Source organism: Leclercia pneumoniae, from assembly GCF_017348915.1.
GTDB lineage: Bacteria > Pseudomonadota > Gammaproteobacteria > Enterobacterales > Enterobacteriaceae > Enterobacter > Enterobacter pneumoniae.
Genome location: NZ_CP071383.1, coordinates 2134321 through 2155086, shown reverse-complemented (window position 1 = coordinate 2155086; position 20766 = coordinate 2134321). Strand labels below are relative to the sequence as shown.

Annotated in this window: 16 protein-coding genes; 10 read left to right on the top strand and 6 right to left on the bottom strand. The window is 58.1% G+C overall.

Going from position 1 to position 20766, the window contains the following annotated elements:
• The first annotated feature begins 8 nt into the window (after window positions 1-8).
• The 3 genes from JZ655_RS10365 to JZ655_RS10355 are packed head-to-tail and all read left to right on the top strand — an operon-like array spanning window position 9 to window position 2892.
• On the top strand, window positions 9-1166 hold the full coding sequence (locus JZ655_RS10365) for a branched-chain amino acid ABC transporter substrate-binding protein (RefSeq protein WP_207293768.1): 1158 nt from the start codon (window positions 9-11) through the stop codon (window positions 1164-1166).
• 17 nt (window positions 1167-1183) lie between these two features.
• Window positions 1184-1669, top strand: a complete 486-nt coding sequence (locus JZ655_RS10360) for an L-2-amino-thiazoline-4-carboxylic acid hydrolase (protein WP_207293767.1) — start codon at window positions 1184-1186, stop codon at window positions 1667-1669.
• Complete coding sequence (locus JZ655_RS10355; protein ID WP_207293766.1) at window positions 1666-2892, top strand: Zn-dependent hydrolase; 1227 nt, start codon at window positions 1666-1668, stop codon at window positions 2890-2892. The genes JZ655_RS10360 and JZ655_RS10355 overlap by 4 nt, the downstream gene beginning before the upstream one ends.
• Window positions 2893-2966: 74 nt before the next feature.
• Here JZ655_RS10355 and JZ655_RS10350 read toward each other — a convergent pair whose 3' ends face one another.
• Window positions 2967-4457, bottom strand: a complete 1491-nt coding sequence (locus tag JZ655_RS10350) for an MFS transporter (protein ID WP_207293831.1) — start codon at window positions 4455-4457, stop codon at window positions 2967-2969.
• Window positions 4458-4573: 116 nt separating this feature from the next.
• Between JZ655_RS10350 and JZ655_RS10345 the strand changes: the two genes are divergently transcribed.
• The 6 genes from JZ655_RS10345 (at window position 4574) to narI (ending at window position 13465) form a co-directional block, all read left to right on the top strand.
• Window positions 4574-5149 carry a TetR family transcriptional regulator gene (locus JZ655_RS10345; RefSeq protein ID WP_207293765.1) on the top strand — a complete coding sequence of 192 codons (576 nt, stop codon included), beginning with the start codon at window positions 4574-4576 and terminating at the stop codon, window positions 5147-5149.
• Window positions 5150-5351: 202 nt separating this feature from the next.
• Window positions 5352-6743 (top strand): NarK family nitrate/nitrite MFS transporter, encoded by a 1392-nt coding sequence (locus tag JZ655_RS10340; RefSeq protein ID WP_207293764.1) that lies wholly within the window; start codon window positions 5352-5354, stop codon window positions 6741-6743.
• A 68-nt stretch (window positions 6744-6811) separates the two neighbouring features.
• On the top strand, window positions 6812-10552 hold the full coding sequence (locus tag JZ655_RS10335; protein ID WP_207293763.1) for a nitrate reductase subunit alpha: 3741 nt from the start codon (window positions 6812-6814) through the stop codon (window positions 10550-10552).
• Complete coding sequence (gene narH, locus JZ655_RS10330) at window positions 10549-12093, top strand: nitrate reductase subunit beta (RefSeq protein ID WP_207293762.1); 1545 nt, start codon at window positions 10549-10551, stop codon at window positions 12091-12093. The genes JZ655_RS10335 and narH overlap by 4 nt, the downstream gene beginning before the upstream one ends.
• On the top strand, window positions 12093-12788 hold the full coding sequence (gene narW / locus JZ655_RS10325) for a nitrate reductase molybdenum cofactor assembly chaperone (protein ID WP_207293761.1): 696 nt from the start codon (window positions 12093-12095) through the stop codon (window positions 12786-12788). The genes narH and narW overlap by 1 nt, the downstream gene beginning before the upstream one ends.
• Window positions 12785-13465 (top strand): respiratory nitrate reductase subunit gamma, encoded by a 681-nt coding sequence (gene narI / locus JZ655_RS10320; RefSeq protein ID WP_207293760.1) that lies wholly within the window; start codon window positions 12785-12787, stop codon window positions 13463-13465. Before narW ends, narI begins: the two co-directional genes overlap by 4 nt.
• Before the next feature lie 29 nt (window positions 13466-13494).
• Here the strand turns inward: narI and nhoA are convergent, their stop codons facing one another.
• From nhoA to JZ655_RS10300, 4 genes are all read right to left on the bottom strand, one after another.
• On the bottom strand, window positions 13495-14340 hold the full coding sequence (nhoA, locus tag JZ655_RS10315) for an N-hydroxyarylamine O-acetyltransferase (RefSeq protein ID WP_207293759.1): 846 nt from the start codon (window positions 14338-14340) through the stop codon (window positions 13495-13497).
• Window positions 14341-14413: 73 nt separating this feature from the next.
• On the bottom strand, window positions 14414-16033 hold the full coding sequence (locus JZ655_RS10310; RefSeq protein WP_425352488.1) for an ABC transporter permease: 1620 nt from the start codon (window positions 16031-16033) through the stop codon (window positions 14414-14416).
• A gap of 74 nt (window positions 16034-16107) precedes the next feature.
• On the bottom strand, window positions 16108-17076 hold the full coding sequence (locus JZ655_RS10305) for an ABC transporter substrate-binding protein (protein WP_040075619.1): 969 nt from the start codon (window positions 17074-17076) through the stop codon (window positions 16108-16110).
• Window positions 17073-17765, bottom strand: a complete 693-nt coding sequence (locus tag JZ655_RS10300; RefSeq protein WP_207293757.1) for an ABC transporter ATP-binding protein — start codon at window positions 17763-17765, stop codon at window positions 17073-17075. Before JZ655_RS10300 ends, JZ655_RS10305 begins: the two co-directional genes overlap by 4 nt.
• 135 nt (window positions 17766-17900) lie before the next feature.
• On the opposite strand from JZ655_RS10300, the gene JZ655_RS10295 reads away from it, so the two are divergent.
• The gene (locus JZ655_RS10295) at window positions 17901-18473 is read left to right on the top strand and encodes a flavin reductase family protein (RefSeq protein WP_207293756.1); all 573 of its coding nucleotides are present in this window, start codon (window positions 17901-17903) and stop codon (window positions 18471-18473) included.
• A gap of 46 nt (window positions 18474-18519) precedes the next feature.
• Here JZ655_RS10295 and fusA read toward each other — a convergent pair whose 3' ends face one another.
• Window positions 18520-20622, bottom strand: a complete 2103-nt coding sequence (gene fusA, locus JZ655_RS10290) for an elongation factor G (protein WP_207293755.1) — start codon at window positions 20620-20622, stop codon at window positions 18520-18522.
• Window positions 20623-20766: the final 144 nt, after the last annotated feature.

Here is a 20766-nt window from a genome sequence, read left to right as displayed (position 1 = left end):
AAAACATAATGAAAACAATCAAAATTAGCGCACTGAGCGCAGCACTGTTGCTCGGCGGATTTGGCACCGCTACCAGCTGGGCTGCCGACAGCGAGACCGTGGTTATCGGACTGGCTGGCCCGTTAACCGGCCCTTCTGCCCGTATCGGTAAAGATCTGGAAAACGGGGCGCAGCTGGCCATTGACGACATCAATAAGCAGCACCCCACCATCGGCGGTAAAGCAGTCACGTTCAGGCTGCAGTCTGAGGACGATCAATCTGACCCACGTACCGCGGTAGCCGTCGCTCAGCGTCTGGTCGATAGTGATGTGGCCGGGGTTGTCGGTCACTGGAATACCGGTACCAGCATCCCGGCGGCGCGGGTCTACCACGATGCGGGCATCGCCCAGGTCGCACCGGTTGCCACCGGACACGCCTATACCAAACAGGGGTTTGATACCAGCTTCCGCGTGATGGGTCACGACGATGACGGCGGCCAGTTTGCCGGTGAGTATGCGGTAAATACCCTGAAAGCAAAACGCATTGCCGTAATTGATGACCGTACCGCCTTTGGCCAGGGGCTGGCCGATGAGTTCATCAAATCGCTCGAGGCGCAGGGGGTGAAAATTGTCGATCGCCAGTATGTGGATGATAAAACGGTCGATTTCAGCGCCGTGCTGACCGCCATTCGCAGTAAAAACGCCGATCTGATCTTCTTTGGCGGCGTCGATAGCCAGGCCGCGCCGCTGGCGCGCCGTATCAAACAACTCGGGATGAAAGCGACCCTGATGGGTGCCGGCGGTTTTGTTAGCCAGACCTTCCTGCAGCTGGCGCAAAAAGAGGCTGACGGCGTTGTTGCCCTGGAGCCAGGCCTGCCGGTTGATCAGATGCCTGGCGGTAAAGCCTTTGAACAGGCGTACCAGTCTCGCTATCACACCCACATCGAACTGCACGCCCCGTTCGCCTATGACGCCACCCGAGTGCTGGTTGCTGCCATGGAAAAAGCCGACTCTGTCGATCCTGCTGACTATCTGCCTGCCCTGCGCGCGATTAACTATTCTGGCGTCACCGGTCAGATCGCCTTTGACGGTCAGGGCAATCTGAAGGCGCCGTCATTTACCGTTTACAAAGTGGTGGACGGGAAATGGCAACCGCAAACCGTGCTGGGTGGCGCAAAAACGAAGTAACGTAGTGAGGCAATGTGATGAGCAATAATAATGAGCTGGGTATTCTCGCCCGCCGCAAAATTGAAGCAGAAATTATTAAACCTATTTACGAAATCCTGGTGCGTGAGATAGGCAAAACGCGCGCGCAGGCGGTGATCGGCGAGGCCATTGAGCAGGCCGCGATCGATGCGGGAAAGTCGTTTGCCAGTAAAGAGCCGAACGGTGCGGATGTTAAGAGCTTTATCGCCCTGCAGTATCTTTGGGAAAAAGATAATGCGCTGGACGTAAAAGTCATCGACGCCGATGACCAGCAGTACAACTACGACGTCACCCGCTGCCGCTACGCAGAGATGTATCACGAGATGGGGCTGGGAGAGATTGGTCATCTGCTGTCGTGCGCCCGCGATGAGAAATTTATCGTCGGCTATGCACCTGACGTGAAGCTGACCCGCACTACCACCATCATGCAGGGCGGCAAATGCTGTGACTTCCGTTACCGCAGCCAGAAAAAGGACAACGCATGATACGCATCGATGCGGCGCGACTCTGGTCCACGCTTGAAACGATGGCACACATCGGTGGAACCCCTGCCGGCGGCGTTACCCGTCTGGCCCTGAGCGAAGAGGATCGCATGGCGCGCACCCTTCTGCGCGACTGGGCTCTGGAGGCCGGATTCAGCTGTGATGTGGACAGCATGGGCAACATGTTCATTCGCCGCGCGGGCAAAAACCGCGCGCTCCCGCCGGTGATGACCGGTTCGCACGTGGATTCACAGCCACAGGGAGGCAATTACGACGGCATTTACGGCGTTCTCGCCGGGCTGGAGGTGCTACGTACGCTGAATGACAACCAGACGGAAACGGAACGCGATATCGTACTGGTGAACTGGACCAATGAAGAAGGCGCCCGCTTTGCCCCGGCAATGCTGGCCTCTGGCGTCTGGTCCGGACAACTTACGCAGGAGTTCGCTTACGCGCGGAGCGACAGCGCAAAAATCACCGTCCGCGAGGCGCTGGAAGCTATCGGTTACCGGGGCGAACTGCCCGCCCGCGCGTTTCCGGTTCACGCATGCTATGAGCTGCATATTGAACAGGGGCCGATCCTGGAAGATGAAGGCATAGATATCGGGCTGGTTCGCGCGGCGATGGGTCAGCGCTGGTTTACGCTCACCCTCGAAGGTTTTGCCGCACATGCGGGTACGACACCGATGCACAGCCGTCGGGATGCCCTCACCGCGTTTGCGGAGCTGGCGCTGCAGGTGGAGGCGATTGGTTATCAGCATGCGCCAGATGGACGAGCGACTATCGGCATGGCGCAAGTCACCCCTAACTCCCGAAACGTGGTCCCTTCCCGCGTAGTGTGCAGCGTGGAGTTTCGTCATCCCGACAGCGAAGCACTGGCGGCAATGGAAGCGTCGCTGCGACAGGCCGCTGAGGGGCTGGCGGCCCGCGGCGTGCGGGCTGATGTAGAACGCATTTTTGACTACGCCCCTATTACGTTTGACGCCGACTGTCTGGCACGCAGTGAAGCGGCGGTCACAGCGCTGGGGTATACGGCAAAACCGATGGTTTCCGGTGCCGGTCATGATACCTGTTACATCAGTAAAATCGCCCCGGCGAGTATGATCTTTATCCCCTGCGTTAAGGGCATCAGTCATAACGAAGAGGAGCGGATTTTACCGGCATGGTCTGAGAAAGGGGCCAATGTGTTGCTGCATAGCCTGTTGAGTGCGGCGCAGGAGTGTTAGTTTTGCACTTTCCCCGGCCACAGGCCGGGGAACCTTATTAAAACAAAAGCCAATAGTATGTTGTAACTAATAAGTTATGCCGAACGCGGTACCTTTGCCAGGCTAAACCAGATGCCAATGGCAAGTAACAGCAACATTCCGCCAGCACTCCCCAGCGCCACACTATGGGAGCTGATAAACGCCGTTTTCGCCGCCTGGATGACCGACTCCGCCAGGGCCGGTGGCAGTTCCTGCGCCACTTTTACCGCCTCGCCAATCGACGAGGAGGCCTGTTCTGCCACCCTGCTCTCCAGCCCCTGCGGTAAGGCAATCGCGGCGGAAAAACTGCGGGTAAGCAGCAAGCCAAACAGAGCAATGCCCAGACCGGCACCCAGTTCGTAGGACATGGTCTCGATGGCGCCTGCGGCCGCAGCCTTCTCCTTCGGCGCGGCGGCCATAATGGCCGAGGTCGATGCCAGCAAGGCACTGGCCGCGCTGAACCCGAGCAATACCATTAAGCCCCAGGCCAACCACTGCTGAGTACTGAAATCGGGCATCGACAGGCCGATAAAGCTCAGCGCGCTCAGTCCCATTCCCCCGGCCGCAACGATGCGTAGCCCCAGCTTACTCACCAGCACACCCGCAATCGGCCCACTAAATCCGCTGGCCACCATCACCGGCAGCATAAACATGCCTGCGTCGAAGGGGGTAAAGCCATGCACGAACTGAAGTTCCTGCGCCATTAATAGCTCAAATCCCACCAGCGCAATCATCGCCGTCATGGCCATCACCACCCCGCTCAGGATGATGCGGTGGCCGAAAAGACGCATATCGATCATGGGGATCGCGGCGCGCAGCTGGATGCGGACAAATATAAACAGCTGCATCGCCCCGATAAACAGCGTAGTGGCGACCATCCAGGGCGAGAGCGCCCCTTTTAGCGCGGTTTTGGCACTGAACACCAGCAACAGGATTGCCACTATCAACATAATGGCGTGGCTAATATTGAGCGGCTGCTCCGGGCGCCCCTGCTGCGGCGGCACCAGACGCGCCGTCAGGACCACCACAATCGCCACGATAGGAACGTTAATGAGAAAGACCGATCCCCAGTAAAAGTGTTCCAGCAATGCCCCACCAATCAGCGGCCCGAAGGCTGCGCCGCCTGACCCTACCGCGGCCCAGACGCCGAGGGCAATGTTGCGTTGACGCGCCTCGGTAAAGAGCGTGCGGATCCCGGCGAGGGTAGCCGGAATAATCATCGCCGCCCCTATCGCCAGGCTGGCACGCGCGGCAATCAGCCAGCCGGCAGAGCTGGACGCTGCCGCCCACAGGGAAGAGAGACCAAAGAGCACGCTGCCCAGCATTAACAGGCGTTTAAATCCGATACGATCGCCCAGGGCCCCCATTGGCAGCACCATACCTGCCATGACCAACGAATAAATATCGATGATCCACAGCAGTTCGTTGCCGCTGGCGCCCAGCGTCATGCTTAATGTCGGCGCCGCCACGTGCAGTACCGTGGCATCAATGGCCACAGGGATATAAACCAGCACGATTATCACTAACGCTAACCACTGACGAAACATAAATGTCCTTTTCATTACAAACCTGGACACATGTCCAGAAATGCGATCCTACGGAAAGCTGAACAACTGTCCAGCTTTTTGTTACACTCGTTGCGTCGCGATTGAGGGTGAACAGAATGGCCTATTTAAACAAGGATGAACGTCGGGAAGCGATCCTGCATGCCGCCATGCGTGTGGCATTAAGTGAGGGATTAACCAGCATGACGGTTCGACGTATCGCGGCCGAGGCCGACGTCGCCGCAGGCCAGGTCCATCACCATTTCGCCAGCATTGGTGAGTTAAAATCACAGGCTTTTATTCATCTTATCCGCGACCTGCTGGATGCAGAGGTGGTGCCCGCCGATGCCAGCTGGCACGACAAGCTTCACGCCATGCTGGGTAGCGACGACCGCCACTTTGAACCCTACATCCGCTTATGGCGCGAAGCGCAAATCCTTGCTGCCCGCGATGAAGAGATTAAAGGTGCCTATGTCCTGACGATGGAGATGTGGCACAAGGAGACGATAGCCATTATTGCAGCGGGTGCTGAGGAAAAAGTCTTTAATCTTCATGACACGCCAGAGAATATAGCCTGGCGATTGATAAGCCTGGTTTGCGGTTTAGACGGAATATATATGTTAAATATTGCCGGTATGGATGAAGCTGCATTTAATAAGCATCTTCATAAAGTCATTACTCTGGAATTATATTAAACCGCGTTGCAAAATTATAATTTTACAATTAGTAACACTTAAGCAGACGCTTCTTAACCCTTCATTGCTCATGGATTCCCATTCTTATCTATCCTTTCAGACATATCCCAAAATTTCCTGATAATTCAATAGAACAAACCTGCAGGCAACTGACTGATTCCCGGTGCTTTTTCTGCTGTTTATGGACATTTAAGAGGGCGATATGTCACAACTTAATGAGAAAAATAATCATTATCTATTAAACAACTGGAAACCCGAGAACCCCGCTTTCTGGGAAAATAAAGGCAAACATATCGCCCGTCGTAATTTATGGATCTCCGTCAGTTGTTTACTTTTAGCCTTCTGCGTCTGGATGTTATTTAGCGCGGTGAGCGTAAACCTGAATAAGGTGGGTTTTAATTTCACCACCGATCAACTCTTTATGTTAACGGCCCTCCCTTCTCTTTCAGGCGCAATATTACGCGTCCCCTACTCCTTTATGGTGCCTATTTTTGGTGGTCGCTACTGGACGGTATTAAGCACCGTAATACTGATTGTTCCCTGCGTCTGGCTGGGCATCGCCGTACAGAATAACGCTACTCCGTACTGGGTATTTATTATCATCGCGCTGCTGTGTGGTTTCGCCGGGGCGAACTTTGCCTCCTGCATGGGCAACATCAGCTTCTTCTTCCCGAAAGCGAAACAGGGCAGCGCGTTGGGTATCAACGGCGGGCTGGGTAATCTGGGCGTGAGCGTTATGCAAATGGTCGCTCCGGTCGTGATATTCCTGCCGATGTTTACCTTCCTCGGCGTGCACGGCGTGCCGCAGGAGGATGGCTCTCTCCTGTCGCTGGCCAACGCGGCCTGGATATGGGTACCGCTGCTGGTGCTGGCAACCCTTGCTGCCTTTTTTGGCATGAACGATATCGCCAGTTCTAAGGCCTCGATTGCCAGTCAGTTACCGGTACTGAAACAGCCACACCTCTGGCTGTTAAGCCTGCTCTATCTTGCTACCTTCGGCTCGTTTATCGGCTTTTCCGCCGGTTTTGCGATGCTCTCTAAAACACAGTTCCCGGATGTGAATATTCTGCACCTCGCCTTCTTCGGTCCGCTAATTGGGGCGCTGGCGCGATCGGCCGGCGGCGTGGTCTCTGACAAACTCGGCGGCGTGCGCGTGACGCTGGTGAACTTTGTTTTGATGGCGATCTTCACCGCCCTGCTGTTCTTCACCCTGCCGGGCTCAGGCTCCGGTAACTTTACCGCCTTCTACATCGTCTTTATGGGGCTGTTCCTCACCGCCGGGCTGGGCAGCGGATCGACCTTCCAGATGATCGCCGTCATCTTTCGGCAAATTACGATTTATAAAGTGAAATTGCGTGGCGGTAGTGAACAGCAAGCGCAACAAGAGGCCGTGACCGACACCGCTGCCGCGCTCGGCTTTATCTCCGCCATTGGCGCAGTCGGTGGGTTCTTCATTCCGAAGGCCTTCGGCACCTCGCTGGCAATGACCGGGTCTCCGGTAGGCGCGATGAAAGTGTTCCTCGTCTTTTACATCGTCTGTGTATTCATCACCTGGCTGGTGTATGGCCGCCGTCAAAAGCACATCAAATCATAAACATGCCATTAATTACGTTATGAGCAGTGTAACCACGGGGCGGGAGTCGCCCCGTCAGGAGAGACGTCATGAGTAAATTGTTGGATCGCTTCCGTTACTTCAAACAAAAAGGCGACAGTTTCGCCGATGGGCACGGACAGGTGTACCACACCAACCGTGACTGGGAGGACAGCTATCGCCAGCGCTGGCAGTTCGATAAGATTGTGCGATCCACCCACGGGGTTAACTGTACCGGCTCCTGTAGCTGGAAAATTTACGTTAAAAATGGCCTGGTGACCTGGGAGACCCAGCAGACTGACTACCCCCGTACCCGCCCCGACCTGCCTAACCATGAGCCGCGAGGCTGCCCGCGCGGTGCCAGCTACTCCTGGTATCTCTATAGCGCAAACCGCCTGAAGTACCCCCTGGTGCGCCGCGCCCTGATTGAACTCTGGCGTGAAGCGCTGGCGCAGCATGGCGACCCGGTGCTGGCCTGGGATGCCATCCAGAGCGACCCGGTGAAATGCCAGCGCTACAAACAGGCACGTGGGAAAGGCGGATTTATTCGATCGGGCTGGAAGGAGCTCAATCAACTGATTGCCGCCGCCAACGTCTGGACCATCAAAAACTACGGCCCCGACCGCGTGGCGGGGTTCTCGCCCATCCCGGCGATGTCGATGGTCTCCTACGCCGCCGGCACCCGCTATTTGTCATTGCTGGGCGGTACCTGTCTCAGTTTCTACGACTGGTATTGCGACCTTCCTCCCGCTTCGCCGATGACCTGGGGCGAGCAGACCGACGTGCCAGAATCGGCCGACTGGTATAACTCGGGCTACATCATCGCCTGGGGTTCCAACGTGCCGCAGACGCGTACCCCGGACGCCCACTTCTTTACCGAAGTGCGCTACAAAGGCACCAAAACTATCGCCATCACCCCCGATTTTTCGGAAGTGGCAAAGCTTAGCGATCAGTGGCTTGCCCCTAAACAGGGTACCGACAGCGCGCTGGCCATGGCGATGGGCCATGTCATTCTGAAAGAGTTCCACCTCGATAACCCCAGCGACTACTTCCTGAACTACTGCCGTCGCTACACCGACATGCCGATGCTGGTGATGCTCGATGAGCGTGAGGACGGGACCCACGTGCCAGGCCGGATGCTGCGCGCCTCGGATCTCGCCGACGGGCTGGGAGAGGCCAATAATCCGGAGTGGAAGACCGTTGCCTTTACCCTGGCCGGTGAACTGGTGGCGCCGAATGGCTCTATTGGCTTCCGCTGGGGAGAAAAAGGCAAATGGAACCTGGAACCGCTTGCGGCAGGCCAGGAGACGGAGCTGACGCTCTCGCTGCTGATCACCCACGATCGCGTCGCTAACGTGGCGTTCCCCTACTTTGGCGGCAACGAAAATCCCCATTTCCGCAGCGTGAAGCAGGAACCGGTGTTACTGCGCAAAGTACCGGCAAAAACGCTGACTCTGGCAGACGGCACCATCAAACAGGTGGTCAGCGTCTATGACCTGGTGCTGGCCAACTACGGCCTCGACCGTGGGCTGGACGACAGCAATGCCGCCACCGATTACGCAGAGATCAAAGCTTACACCCCGGCCTGGGGCGAGCAGATCACCGGCGTGCCGCGCCACCATATCGAACAGATCGCCCGGGAATTTGCCGATACCGCCAATAAAACCCATGGCCGCTCGATGATCATTCTCGGCGCCGGGGTGAACCACTGGTATCACATGGATATGAACTACCGGGGGATGATCAACATGCTGGTCTTCTGCGGCTGCGTAGGCCAGAGCGGTGGCGGCTGGTCGCACTATGTGGGCCAGGAGAAACTGCGTCCGCAAACCGGCTGGCTGCCGCTGGCTTTTGCCCTGGACTGGAACCGGCCGCCGCGCCAGATGAACAGCACCTCCTATTTTTATAACCACGCCAGCCAGTGGCGCTATGAAAAGCTGACGGCGCAGGAGCTGCTCTCGCCGCTGGCGGACCCGGGGCAGTTCACCGGGCACCTGATCGACTTCAACGTCCGCGCCGAGCGCATGGGCTGGCTCCCCTCCGCCCCGCAGCTCAATCTCAATCCGCTGCATATTAAAGCCCGCGCCGATGCTGCCGGCATGACGCCGCAGGAGTACACCGTGCAGGGGCTAAAATCGGGCGACGTCCGCTTCGCCTGCGAGCAACCGGATAACGGTAAAAACCATCCGCGTAACCTGTTCGTCTGGCGCTCTAACCTACTGGGCTCCTCCGGTAAAGGCCACGAGTACATGCTGAAATACCTGCTGGGGACCGAGAGCGGGATTCAGGGCGAAGATCTGGGCTCGACGGATGATGTGAAACCGGAAGAGGTGGAGTGGCAGACCCCCGCCATCGAAGGGAAGCTTGACCTGCTGGTGACCCTCGATTTCCGCATGTCCAGCACCTGCCTGTTCTCGGATATTGTCCTGCCGACCGCCACCTGGTACGAGAAAGACGACATGAATACCTCGGATATGCATCCGTTTATTCATCCGCTTTCGGCCGCCGTTGACCCCGCCTGGGAGTCCCGCAGCGACTGGGAGATCTACAAAGGGCTCGCCAAAGTTTTCTCGGAAGTCTGCGTGGGCCATCTCGGTACCGAAACCGATGTGGTACTGCAACCCCTGCAGCATGACTCCCCGGCGGAGCTCTCGCAGCCTTTTGATATTCAGGACTGGCGCAAAGGCGAGTGTGAGCTGGTTCCCGGCAAGACTGCCCCCTCCATTGCGGTGGTGGAACGTAACTACCCAGAAACCTACGAGCGCTTCACCGCCCTCGGTCCGCTGCTGGATAAACTGGGCAACGGCGGGAAAGGCATTTCGTGGAACACCGAGAAAGAGATCGATTTCCTCGGCAAGCTGAACTACGTCAAACTTGATGGCCCGGCGAAAGGCCGCCCGCGTATCGAAACCGCCATCGACGCTTCAGAGGTGATCCTCGCCCTCGCCCCGGAAACCAACGGTCAGGTTGCCGTGAAAGCCTGGGAAGCCCTGGGGCAGCTGACCGGACGGGATCATACCCACCTGGCGCTGAATAAAGAGGACGAAAAAATCCGCTTCCGCGATATTCAGGCCCAGCCGCGCAAGATTATCTCCAGCCCCACCTGGTCCGGCCTCGAGAGCGAACATGTCTCTTACAACGCCGGTTACACCAACGTCCATGAGCTGATTCCGTGGCGCACTCTCTCGGGCCGTCAGCAGCTTTACCAGGACCATCTGTGGATGCGCGCCTTCGGCGAAAGTCTGGTGGTTTATCGTCCGCCAATTGATACCCGTAGCGTGACGCACATGCGTGACATTCCGCCGAACGGCTTCCCGGAGAAAGCGCTGAACTTCCTGACGCCGCACCAGAAATGGGGCATCCACTCGACCTACAGCGAAAACCTGCTGATGCAGACCCTGTCGCGCGGTGGTCCGATTGTCTGGATAAGCGAAACGGATGCCCGGGAGCTGGGTATTGAGGATAACGACTGGATCGAGGCATTTAATGCCAACGGCGCCCTCACCGCTCGCGCCGTAGTGAGCCAGCGCGTGCCGCCGGGCATGACCATGATGTACCACGCCCAGGAGCGCATTCTTAACATTCCAGGTTCGGAAGTGACTGGCCGACGCGGCGGTATTCATAACTCAGTCACCCGCATCTGCCCGAAACCGACCCACATGATCGGCGGTTACGCGCAGTTGGCCTACGGCTTTAACTACTACGGCACAGTCGGGTCGAACCGCGATGAGTTCATCATGATCCGCAAAATGAAAAACATTAACTGGCTGGATGGTGAAGGTCGGGACCAGCTACAGGAGGCGAAAAAATGAAGATCCGCTCACAGGTTGGCATGGTACTTAACCTTGATAAGTGTATTGGCTGTCATACCTGCTCGGTCACTTGCAAAAACGTCTGGACCGGGCGTGAAGGGATGGAGTATGCCTGGTTTAACAACGTTGAGACCAAGCCGGGCATCGGCTACCCCAAAAACTGGGAAGACCAGGAGGAGTGGCAAGGCGGCTGGATCCGCGGTATCACCGGCAAGCTCACCCCGCGCCTCGGCGGCAAGATGGGGGTGCTGTCGAAAATCTTCGCCAACCCGGTCTTACCGCAGATTGACGACTATTACGAACCCTTCACCTTTGACTACCAGGATCTGCACCGCGCCCCGCAGGGGGATCACTTACCTACCGCCCGTCCACGATCGCTGATTGACGGCAAGCGGATGGATAAAATTAAGTGGGGGCCAAACTGGGAAGAGCTGCTCGGCGGCGAGTTCGAAAAGCGCGCCCGCGACCGCAACTTCGACAAGATGCAGAAGGAGATGTATGGCCAGTTTGAAAATACCTTCATGATGTACCTGCCGCGCCTGTGCGAGCACTGCCTGAACCCAAGCTGCGTCGCTACCTGCCCCAGCGGCGCCATCTATAAACGCGAAGAAGATGGCATCGTGCTCATTGACCAGGATAAGTGCCGCGGCTGGCGTCTGTGCATCAGCGGCTGCCCGTACAAAAAAATCTACTTCAACTGGAAGAGCGGTAAGTCAGAAAAATGTATCTTCTGCTACCCGCGTATTGAATCCGGCCAGCCGACGGTCTGCTCAGAGACCTGCGTCGGGCGTATTCGCTATCTCGGCGTGCTGCTTTACGACGCGGATCGCATTGAGGAGGCGGCCAGCACCGAACATGTCACCGATCTTTATGAGCGCCAGTGCGATGTCTTTTTAGATCCGCACGATCCGGCGGTGATCGAAGAGGCCGTTAAGCAAGGTATTCCGCAGAACGTGATTGACGCTGCCCAGCGCTCGCCGGTTTACAAGATGGCGATGGACTGGAAGCTGGCCCTGCCGCTGCACCCGGAATACCGTACCCTGCCGATGGTCTGGTATGTGCCGCCGCTGTCACCGATTCAGTCCTATGCCGATGCGGGCGGCCTGCCCAAAACCGACGGCGTGCTTCCCGCCGTGGAGAGCCTGCGTATCCCGGTCCAGTATCTGGCAAATATGCTGAGCGCGGGCGATACCGGCCCGGTGCTGCGCGCCCTCAAGCGGATGATGGCCATGCGCCATTACAAACGTTCACAAACCGTGGAAGGCGTGACCGATACCCGCGCCATTGAAGAGGTCGGGTTGACGGTCGAACAGGTGGAAGAGATGTATCGCTATCTCGCCATTGCCAACTACGAAGATCGCTTCGTGATCCCCACCAGCCACCGCGAAATGGCCCGTGATGCCTTCCCCGAGAAGAACGGCTGCGGCTTTACCTTCGGCGATGGCTGCCACGGCTCAGACACCAAATTCAACCTCTTCAACAGTAGCCGTATCGACGCCATCAATATTACCGAGGTGCGTGAACACGGGGAGGGAGAGTAATGCGGATTCTGAAAATCATTGCGCTGTTAATGGAGTATCCCGACGAGGTGTTATGGGAGAACCGCGATGAGGCGTTAGATCTCATTGCCCAGGATGCCCCGACGCTGTTGCCCTTTACGCGAACTTATCTCAGCGCCCCGCTGCTGGACAGGCAGGCCGAGTGGTGCGAATTGTTTGAACGTGGCCGGGCCACCTCGCTGCTGCTGTTTGAACATGTGCACGCGGAGTCGCGGGATCGTGGCCAGGCGATGGTCGACCTGATGGCGCAGTACGAGAAGGTTGGTCTGCAGCTGGATTGCCGGGAGCTCCCCGATTATCTGCCCCTTTACCTGGAATATCTCAGTATTGTGGGCGAAGCGGAAGCGCGCGATGGGCTGCAGAACGTCGCCCCGATCCTGGCGCTGATTGGGGGGCGGCTGAAGCAGCGCGACGTTGCCCATTATCAGCTGTTTGACGCTCTGCTACGGCTGGCCGAAACCCGGCTTTCCAGCGATAGCGTAGCGGCACAGGTTGCCACTGAGAAGCGTGATGACACCCGTCAGGCGCTGGATGCGGTGTGGGAAGAAGAGCAGGTGAAGTTTATCGAAGACAACGCCACGTCGTGCGACAGTTCGCCGATGCAGCAATATCAACGACGCTTTAGCCAGGACGTTGCACCGCAGTATGTGGACGTCGGCGCCGGAGGCCCCAAATGACGCACTACCTGAACGTGTTTTTCTATGACATCTATCCCTATATTTGCGCCACCGTCTTCTTCCTCGGAAGCTGGCTGCGTTATGACTACGGTCAGTACACCTGGCGTGCCTCGTCGAGCCAGATGCTGAGCAAGCGCGGCATGAACTGGGCCTCTAACCTGTTTCATATCGGTATTCTGGGGATCTTCTTCGGCCACCTGTTCGGGATGCTGACCCCGCACTGGATGTACGCCTGGTTTTTACCTCTCGCCGTGAAACAGCAGCTGGCCATGTTCGCCGGGGGCGTGTGCGGTGTGTTAACGCTGATTGGTGGGTCAATGTTGCTCTACCGCCGGCTGTTTAATCAGCGCGTGCGCGCCACCTCCACCACGCCGGACATCATCATCATGAGCATTTTACTGCTTCAGTGCATTCTGGGGTTGAGCACGATTCCATTCTCCGCCCGTTTTCCGGACGGCAGCGAGATGATGAAACTGGTAGGCTGGGCGCAGGGTATCGTCACTTTCCGCGGCGGCTCATCGGAGATGCTTAACGGCGTGGACTTTATCTTCCGTGTGCATCTGGTGCTGGGGATGACCATTTTCCTGATCTTCCCCTTCACCCGTCTGGTGCATGTGTGGAGCGCGCCGTTTGAATATTTCACCCGCCGGTATCAGGTTGTTCGGTCACGGCGCTAATTTAGACGGGTGGCGTCGCTGCCACCCGGCTATTTCCCTGCCTGCGGATGCGTCTCAAACCCCGCCATCACCGCCGTCAGCTCGGCCAGTGAAAAACCGTTTTTCGGATCAGATACCCCCAGCCCAAACTGCTCCTGCAATACCTGGTACAGCTCGGCTGCATCGGCGAGATGACGCTGCTCAACCGCCAGCGCCCCCTGCCAGCGGGTGAAATGGAAATTGGTTAAGGTCAGTTTGCCCCCCTCGGGCAGGTGTCGGCACATCAGCAGGTGATGGCGAAAATGCGATTGCGGCCAGTGAGCCGACCAGAAATTGCCCATCACATAGTCATTGAAATGCTGCTCTGCGAGATCGAACTGGTACATCGACTGCCAGCGATCGTGATGGTGAACCTGTAAGGCCCAGTTATCCCCTTCGTTCTGCAGGCGGTACAGGCCGTGCGGCGTGGGCTGCTCCAGGTCGGCAATCAGGCGAACCGGCGCGGTCAACGTCTGGCCGCCAAAGCCCACGTCGGCAATCCAGCGGTCGCCATTTAGCTCAACCAGCAACAGTCGGTGGGTACGCGGCGGCATCTGCGGCGGATTCGCCAGCACCACGCGGCCCAGCAGGCTGCGGACCGTAAAACCCACCTCACGCAGCACGCGCTCGAAGAGTCCGTTCTGCTCAAAGCAGTACCCACCGCGACGGGCGGTAACCAGTTTGTCTTGCACGCTCTCCTCGTCGAGCTGGATCTCGCGTGGCAACACCACGTCAAGATTCTCAAACGGGATGCTGCAGTTATGGTGGAGATGCAGCCCGCGCAGGGTGTCGATATTCGGGGTCGCGGGCTGTTGCCAGCCCGTGCGGGCGAAATACGCAGTCAGAAATGGAGACATAGTGAACTTCCTTGCAGTGATGTTCCCTGTTTATAAACTATTTTTGCGTCGCCACCTGCGTAAAAGTGCTTTTTTAGCGCCCCGTCGTGCGCTGCATGATACCCAGCGCGCTCAGCATCAATATCAGTCCGGTCACTAACGTCAGGGTGGCCATCGCCATTCCCTGCCCAATCGAGCCTTGTTCGAACTGGCGCCAGATAAAGACCGAGACGGTCTGCGTCCCCGCCGGGGCCAGTAATAGCGATGTCACCAGCTCGCGAGAGGCAATGGCAAAGACCATCAACATCGCCGCCAGCATGGCCGGCGACACCAGCGGTATCACGATAAAACGTAGCGCCTGCAGCGCCGACGCGCCGTGTACCCGCGCCGCCGGTTCGAGATTGCCACCCAACTGGCGCAGCGCACTGCCAATGTAGCGGACCGGCCACGGCAATAGCAGGCAGCAGTAAGAGAGCAGCAGTATGACCCAGCTGTTATAAGGTGATAGTGGCCAGAAGGTGCGGTTCCACAGTAAAATAAGCCCCACGCCCACCACAATCCCTGGTAGCGCGGCGGGCATCAGGGATAACGCATCCACCAGCGCCCGGCCTCTGATTTTTTGCACCACCACCAACCAGGCGGCTAGCAGCCCCAGTAGCCCCGTAATGCACGCCGTTCCCAGCGCCAGCGACAGGCTGGTACCCAGCGCAGCCAGGGCATCTCCCTGCTGGCTAAAGAGTGCCGCGTAATGTGACAATGTCACGTTATCCGCAGTGACACCCGCCGATAAGGTGCCGAGCACGCCTGAAAGCGCCATCGAGGCCGCGGGCAGCACCACAGCAATCAGCCCAACCAGCCCCATCAGCACGACGACGGGCAATATAAAGATCCCGGCATCCGCCCCTCTGTTCTCGGTCGGCTTACCCGTGACGCTGGTTACGTCGTGCTGGCCCGTTAGCTTTTTCTGCAACGCCCAGGCGCAGAGCGCGATCGCCACCAGTACCACGGACAGCATCGATGCCCCCGAGAGATCGATAGGCCAGTCGGCCAGCTTTTTCTCGATATCGGTGGTCAGCATCAACACCCCTGCCCGCGTGCCCAGCGCCGCCGGCACGCCGTACTCTTCGATCGCCAGCGTAAACGAGAGCAGCATGCCTGCCGCCAGCGCCGGTGAAAGCAAGGGCAGCGTGATATGCCAGAAGGCCCGCCCTGCGCTGGCACCATGCACCCGCGCAACCCACGCCAGCCGCTGCCCGCTGGCCAGCAGACTGCGCGAGACGGCAAAATAGACTACCGGGAAGATATTGAGCGCCATCACCAGCACAATACCGGTTTTACTGAACAGCAGATCGTTCAGATTGATACCCGTTAGCTGTTGCAGGTAGCCATTACTCTGCAGGACCAGCATCCATGACAAGGCCGCGATATAGGGCGGCGTTAAAAAGGGGATCAGGAAGAGCAGATCCCACAGGCGCGGCAGCGGCAACGTCAGTAGCCCGCGCGCGACCCCAAGGGGAAAACCAATCAGCGCGCTGACCAGCGCCACGCCCAGGGCGATCTGCAGAGTTCCCCCCAGCATCCCCGGGAGCTGCGGCTCGGCCAGCAGTTGACGTACGCCACCAAAGGCGGCCGAAAAAGAGCCGGCGCTAAATTGCGGGAATACCGCCTGTAGCACAATAAACAGTAGCGGAAGCGCCACCAGTACCATCAGCATGGCCAGCGTCGCCCCTGAAAGAAAGGAGTGTTTCACACGCGATCCTGAAGACGGGGTTGCCCCCGTCGGAAAAGTTACAGAGAGAAGAGCGTGTTAAAACGCTTCAGAATGGCGCTGCGCTCGCTGCTGCCGTCGCTTTTGGTCGGCAGGATATTCAGTTCGTTCAGCAGCGGGCGTTTCGCCTTGATGTCTTCGCGGGCTGGCATCAGCCAGGCGTCGGCCACCATCGCCTGGCCTTCCGGCGACAACACATAATCAACGAAGGCTTTGGCGTCATCCGCATGCGGGGTAGATTTGAGGATCATCATCGGGCGTGGGGCAATGACCGTGCCGCTGGCCGGGAAGATCACCTTCAGAGATTCCCCCTGGTGAATGTTGCCGTAAGAGACGTAATCCACCGCGCCAAATACCGCCGCTTTTGCCCCCTGCATGACCGGGGTGACCGCCTGAGCGTTCGGGCCGCTAACCACCATGCCGTTCTTCTTCAGGTTATCAAATAGCGACCAGGCCTTATCGCCCATCCCATTTTGTAACCCGATCAGCAGATCGAGAGAGGCGCCTGACAGCGCCGGGTCTGGCGTCGTCACTTTATCTTTGAAGGCGTCGGTGGTCAGATCCTGCCACTCCTTCGGCTCCGGGGTGCCGCTTTTGGTGTTCCAGACGATGCCCAGCGCCGATACCCCCTGAGCCACGAAATCGGTAGATTTCAGGTCGGCGGGCACGTGTTCAGCATTGGCGCTCTGGTACGGCAACAGCCAGCCGCGGTTATGCAGATCTTCCGCCGTATCCCAGGAGGCGGAGATCAGAATGTCGGCCTGCGGGTTGGCCTGCTCCGCTTCGAGGCGCGCCATCACTTTACCGGTAGTGGCCTGGAAGATATCCACCTTCACGCCGGTTTTCTTTTCAAAGCCGCTTGCAAGGTTCTTCGCCAGCGATCCCGGCCCGGCGGTATAGAGGGTGAGCGCGTGGGCGCTCGACATCATGACGGACGATAATGCCATGGCTACCAGCACTCCTTTTTTTACGGACAGTGTAATTTTCATGCAAACTCCCCTGAGGATTGAATCAAACGATCGGCAGCGACGCTGCCAGCAGAAAGGTGCACGATGCGATCGGCCAGAATCTCGGCTTCACGGCGGTCATGCGTAACGTAAACGGCGGTGGTGCCAAGCTGGCGCAGTAGCGACGCCATCTCCAGGCAGAGCGATTCGCGCAGTTCGCTATCGAGGTTGGAGAGCGGCTCGTCAAAGAGCAGTACCCGGGGTTCGGCGACAATGGCGCGGGCCAGGGCGACGCGCTGCTGCTGCCCACCGGAAAGCCCGGCGGGTTTGCGGTCGGCAAAGTCGGCCAGACCCACGCGCCGTAAAGCCTGCGAGACGCGATCGTCACGCGCGCTGCCTGAGACATTGCGCATCTTCAGTGGAAACGCCACGTTCTGCGCCACCGTCATATGGGGCCAGAGCGCGTAGTCCTGGAAGACCATGCCGATATCGCGGGCCTCGGGCAGTAACGACCAGCCCGCCCTCGCCACCTGACGATCGCCAAAATGGATATCGCCCTGCAGCGGGTGGGTTAACCCGGCCAGCAGACGTAACAGCGTGCTTTTTCCACAGCCCGAGGGTCCGAGCAGCGCAACCACGCTACCCGCCTCGATGTGCAGATCGATTTGGTTTAATACGGTATTCGCGCCAAACGCGTACGAGACGCCTTTGAGCGTGATGGGGGTGAGCATATTGTTATCCTCTTTGGGATTTAGTGCCGTCACTGTAGGGTGGCTATGTGACAAAACCATGAACAAAATGTTGCGTATTGATTTTGTCTGCGCTTCAGAGGTTTAATGGCCTGGCGCTAATACTGAGGAGTTGTTATGAGCCACTTTCGCCCCGTCGAGTTAAAACATGCCAGCCGTCTGCTGAACCACGGCCCTACGGTGCTGATCACCAGCCGGGATGAGCAGATTGACCGACGTAATGTTATGGCGGCCGCCTGGTCGATGCCGGTCGAGTTTGAACCGCCGCGTATCGCCATCGTGGTGGATAAAAGCGCCTGGTCTCGCGAGCTGATTGAGCGCAGCGGCATGTTTGGCATTGTGGTGCCGGGCGTTGCCGCCGCTAACTGGACCTACGCGGTGGGTAGCGTCAGCGGGCGGGATGAAGATAAATTTAACTGCTACGGGATCCCGGTTATTAACGGCCCGGTGCTGGGGCTGCCGGTCGTTGAAGAGAAGTGTCTGGCATGGATGGAGTGTCGGCTATTACCGGTGACCTCCGCCGCCGAGAAATATGACACCCTGTTTGGCGAAGTGGTGGCCGCGGCCGCAGATGAACGGGCGTTTGCCGCCGGACGCTGGCAGTTTGATGAGGATAAGCGCAATACGCTGCATCACCTGGGCGCAGGGACCTTTGTGACCAGCGGTAAGATGGTGAAGGCGGCGGAATAGCCGCCTGGCCCTCGCCCCAATGGAGCGAGGGTATTTACTGCAATAATCAACCTTTCGAACGGCTGGCGATAATCCCTTCTGCAACATTACGCGGCGCTTCGGCATAGTGGTGAAACTCCATGCTGTAGGTCGCGCGGCCCTGGGACATTGAGCGCAGCGTGGTGGCATAGCCGAACATCTCTGCCAGCGGCACATCGGCGCGGATAATCTGGCTACCGTACCGCTCCTCCATGCCCTGCACCATGCCGCGGCGGGAAGAGAGATCGCCCATTACATTCCCGGCGTAGGTCTCAGGCGTCTCTACCTCAACGTGCATCACCGGCTCCAGGATGACCGGATCGGCCCGACGCGCCCCCTCTTTGAAACCAAAGATCGCCGCCATTCGGAAGGCCATCTCCGAGGAGTCCACGTCGTGATACGAACCAAAGGTCAGGGTCGCTTTCACGTCCACGACCGGATAGCCCGCCAGCACGCCGCTGTTCATCGCCTCGCGCAGCCCTTTTTCCACCGAAGGGATATATTCGCGCGGCACCACCCCGCCTTTCGTGGCATCTTCAAAGACAAAACCGCTGCCCGGCTCCAGGGGGTCGAGGCTGAGGACAACATGGCCGTACTGCCCTTTACCGCCGGACTGACGCACAAATTTGCCCTCGATCTCTTTCACCGCTTTGCGCAGGGTTTCACGGTAGGTCACCTGCGGCCGACCGATATTCGCCTCCACGCCAAACTCGCGTTTCATCCGGTCAACGATAATCTCCAGGTGAAGCTCACCCATTCCGGAGATGATCGTCTGTCCTGACTCCTCGTCGGTGTGCAGGCGGAACGACGGATCTTCTGCAGCCAGACGTTGCAGCGCGATCCCCATTTTCTCCTGATCCGCTTTGGTTTTTGGCTCAATGGCCAGCGAAATCACCGGGTCCGGGAACTCCATCCGTTCCAGGGTAATCACCGCTGACGGATCGCAGAGCGTGTCGCCGGTGGTGACATCTTTTAACCCGACACAGGCCGCGATATCCCCGGCGCGCAGCTCGTCTACCTCGTGGCGATCGTTAGCCTGCATCAGCACAATGCGGCCAATACGCTCCTTCTTGTCTTTCACCGGATTGTAAACCGCGTCGCCTTTTCTCAGCACGCCGGAATAGACCCGGATAAAGGTCAACTGGCCCACGTAGGGGTCGGTCATCAGCTTGAACGCCAGCGCCGAGAAGGGTTCGTCGTCGCTCGGGTGGCGCTCGGCAGCCTGCCCCTTCGCATCCACCCCGTCAATTGCCGGGACGTCCAGCGGCGAAGGCATCAGTTCAATCACCGCGTCGAGCATCCGCTGCACCCCTTTGTTTTTAAAGGCGCTGCCGCAGAGCATGGGCTGGATTTCCCCGGCCACGGTGCGTTGACGCAACCCGCTGATAATATCAGCTTCGTCCAGATCGCCCGTTTCCAGATATTTATTCATGAGCGCATCGCTGGCTTCAGCCGCCGCCGAGACCATCTGCTCACGCCAGGTCTGCGCGGTGGCCTGCAGCTCATCCGGCACCGGCGCATAGCTGAAGGTCATGCCCTGCGTGGCATCGTCCCAGACGATAGCGCGCATCTTAATGAGATCGACCACGCCGGTGAAATGCTCTTCCGCCCCGATCGGAATCACGATCGGCACCGGGTGAGCTTTTAGCCTGTCGACCATCATCTGGACCACGCGGAAGAAATCGGCACCCGGGCGGTCCATTTTGTTGACGAACGCGATACGGGGTACGTGATACTTATTGGCCTGCCGCCAGACAGTTTCCGACTGGGGCTGCACGCCACCGACAGAGTCATACACCATGACCGCGCCGTCCAGCACCCGCATGGAGCGTTCTACTTCAATGGTAAAATCTACGTGCCCCGGGGTATCGATGATATTAATCCGGTGCGGTTCATAGCTACGGTCCATACCGGGCCAGAAGCAGCTCACCGCCGCAGAGGTAATGGTAATACCTCGCTCTTGCTCCTGCGCCATCCAGTCGGTTGTTGCCGCGCCATCGTGGACTTCACCCAGTTTGTGACTCATTCCGGTATAAAACAGGATGCGCTCAGTGGTGGTCGTTTTACCGGCATCGATATGCGCGGAGATACCGATGTTGCGATAACGTTCGAGAGGGATGGGTCGGGGCATGATGCGTCCTTAGTCAGTTGACTGTGAGTAAGCGACCGGGATGGTCGCGTCTGAGTTCGTCTGCTATCATAGTCCTACTGTACGAGTATGTACGAACTATTTTTTAAGGTTTGCGCTATCAATGGTATAGCTCAAACTGATGCC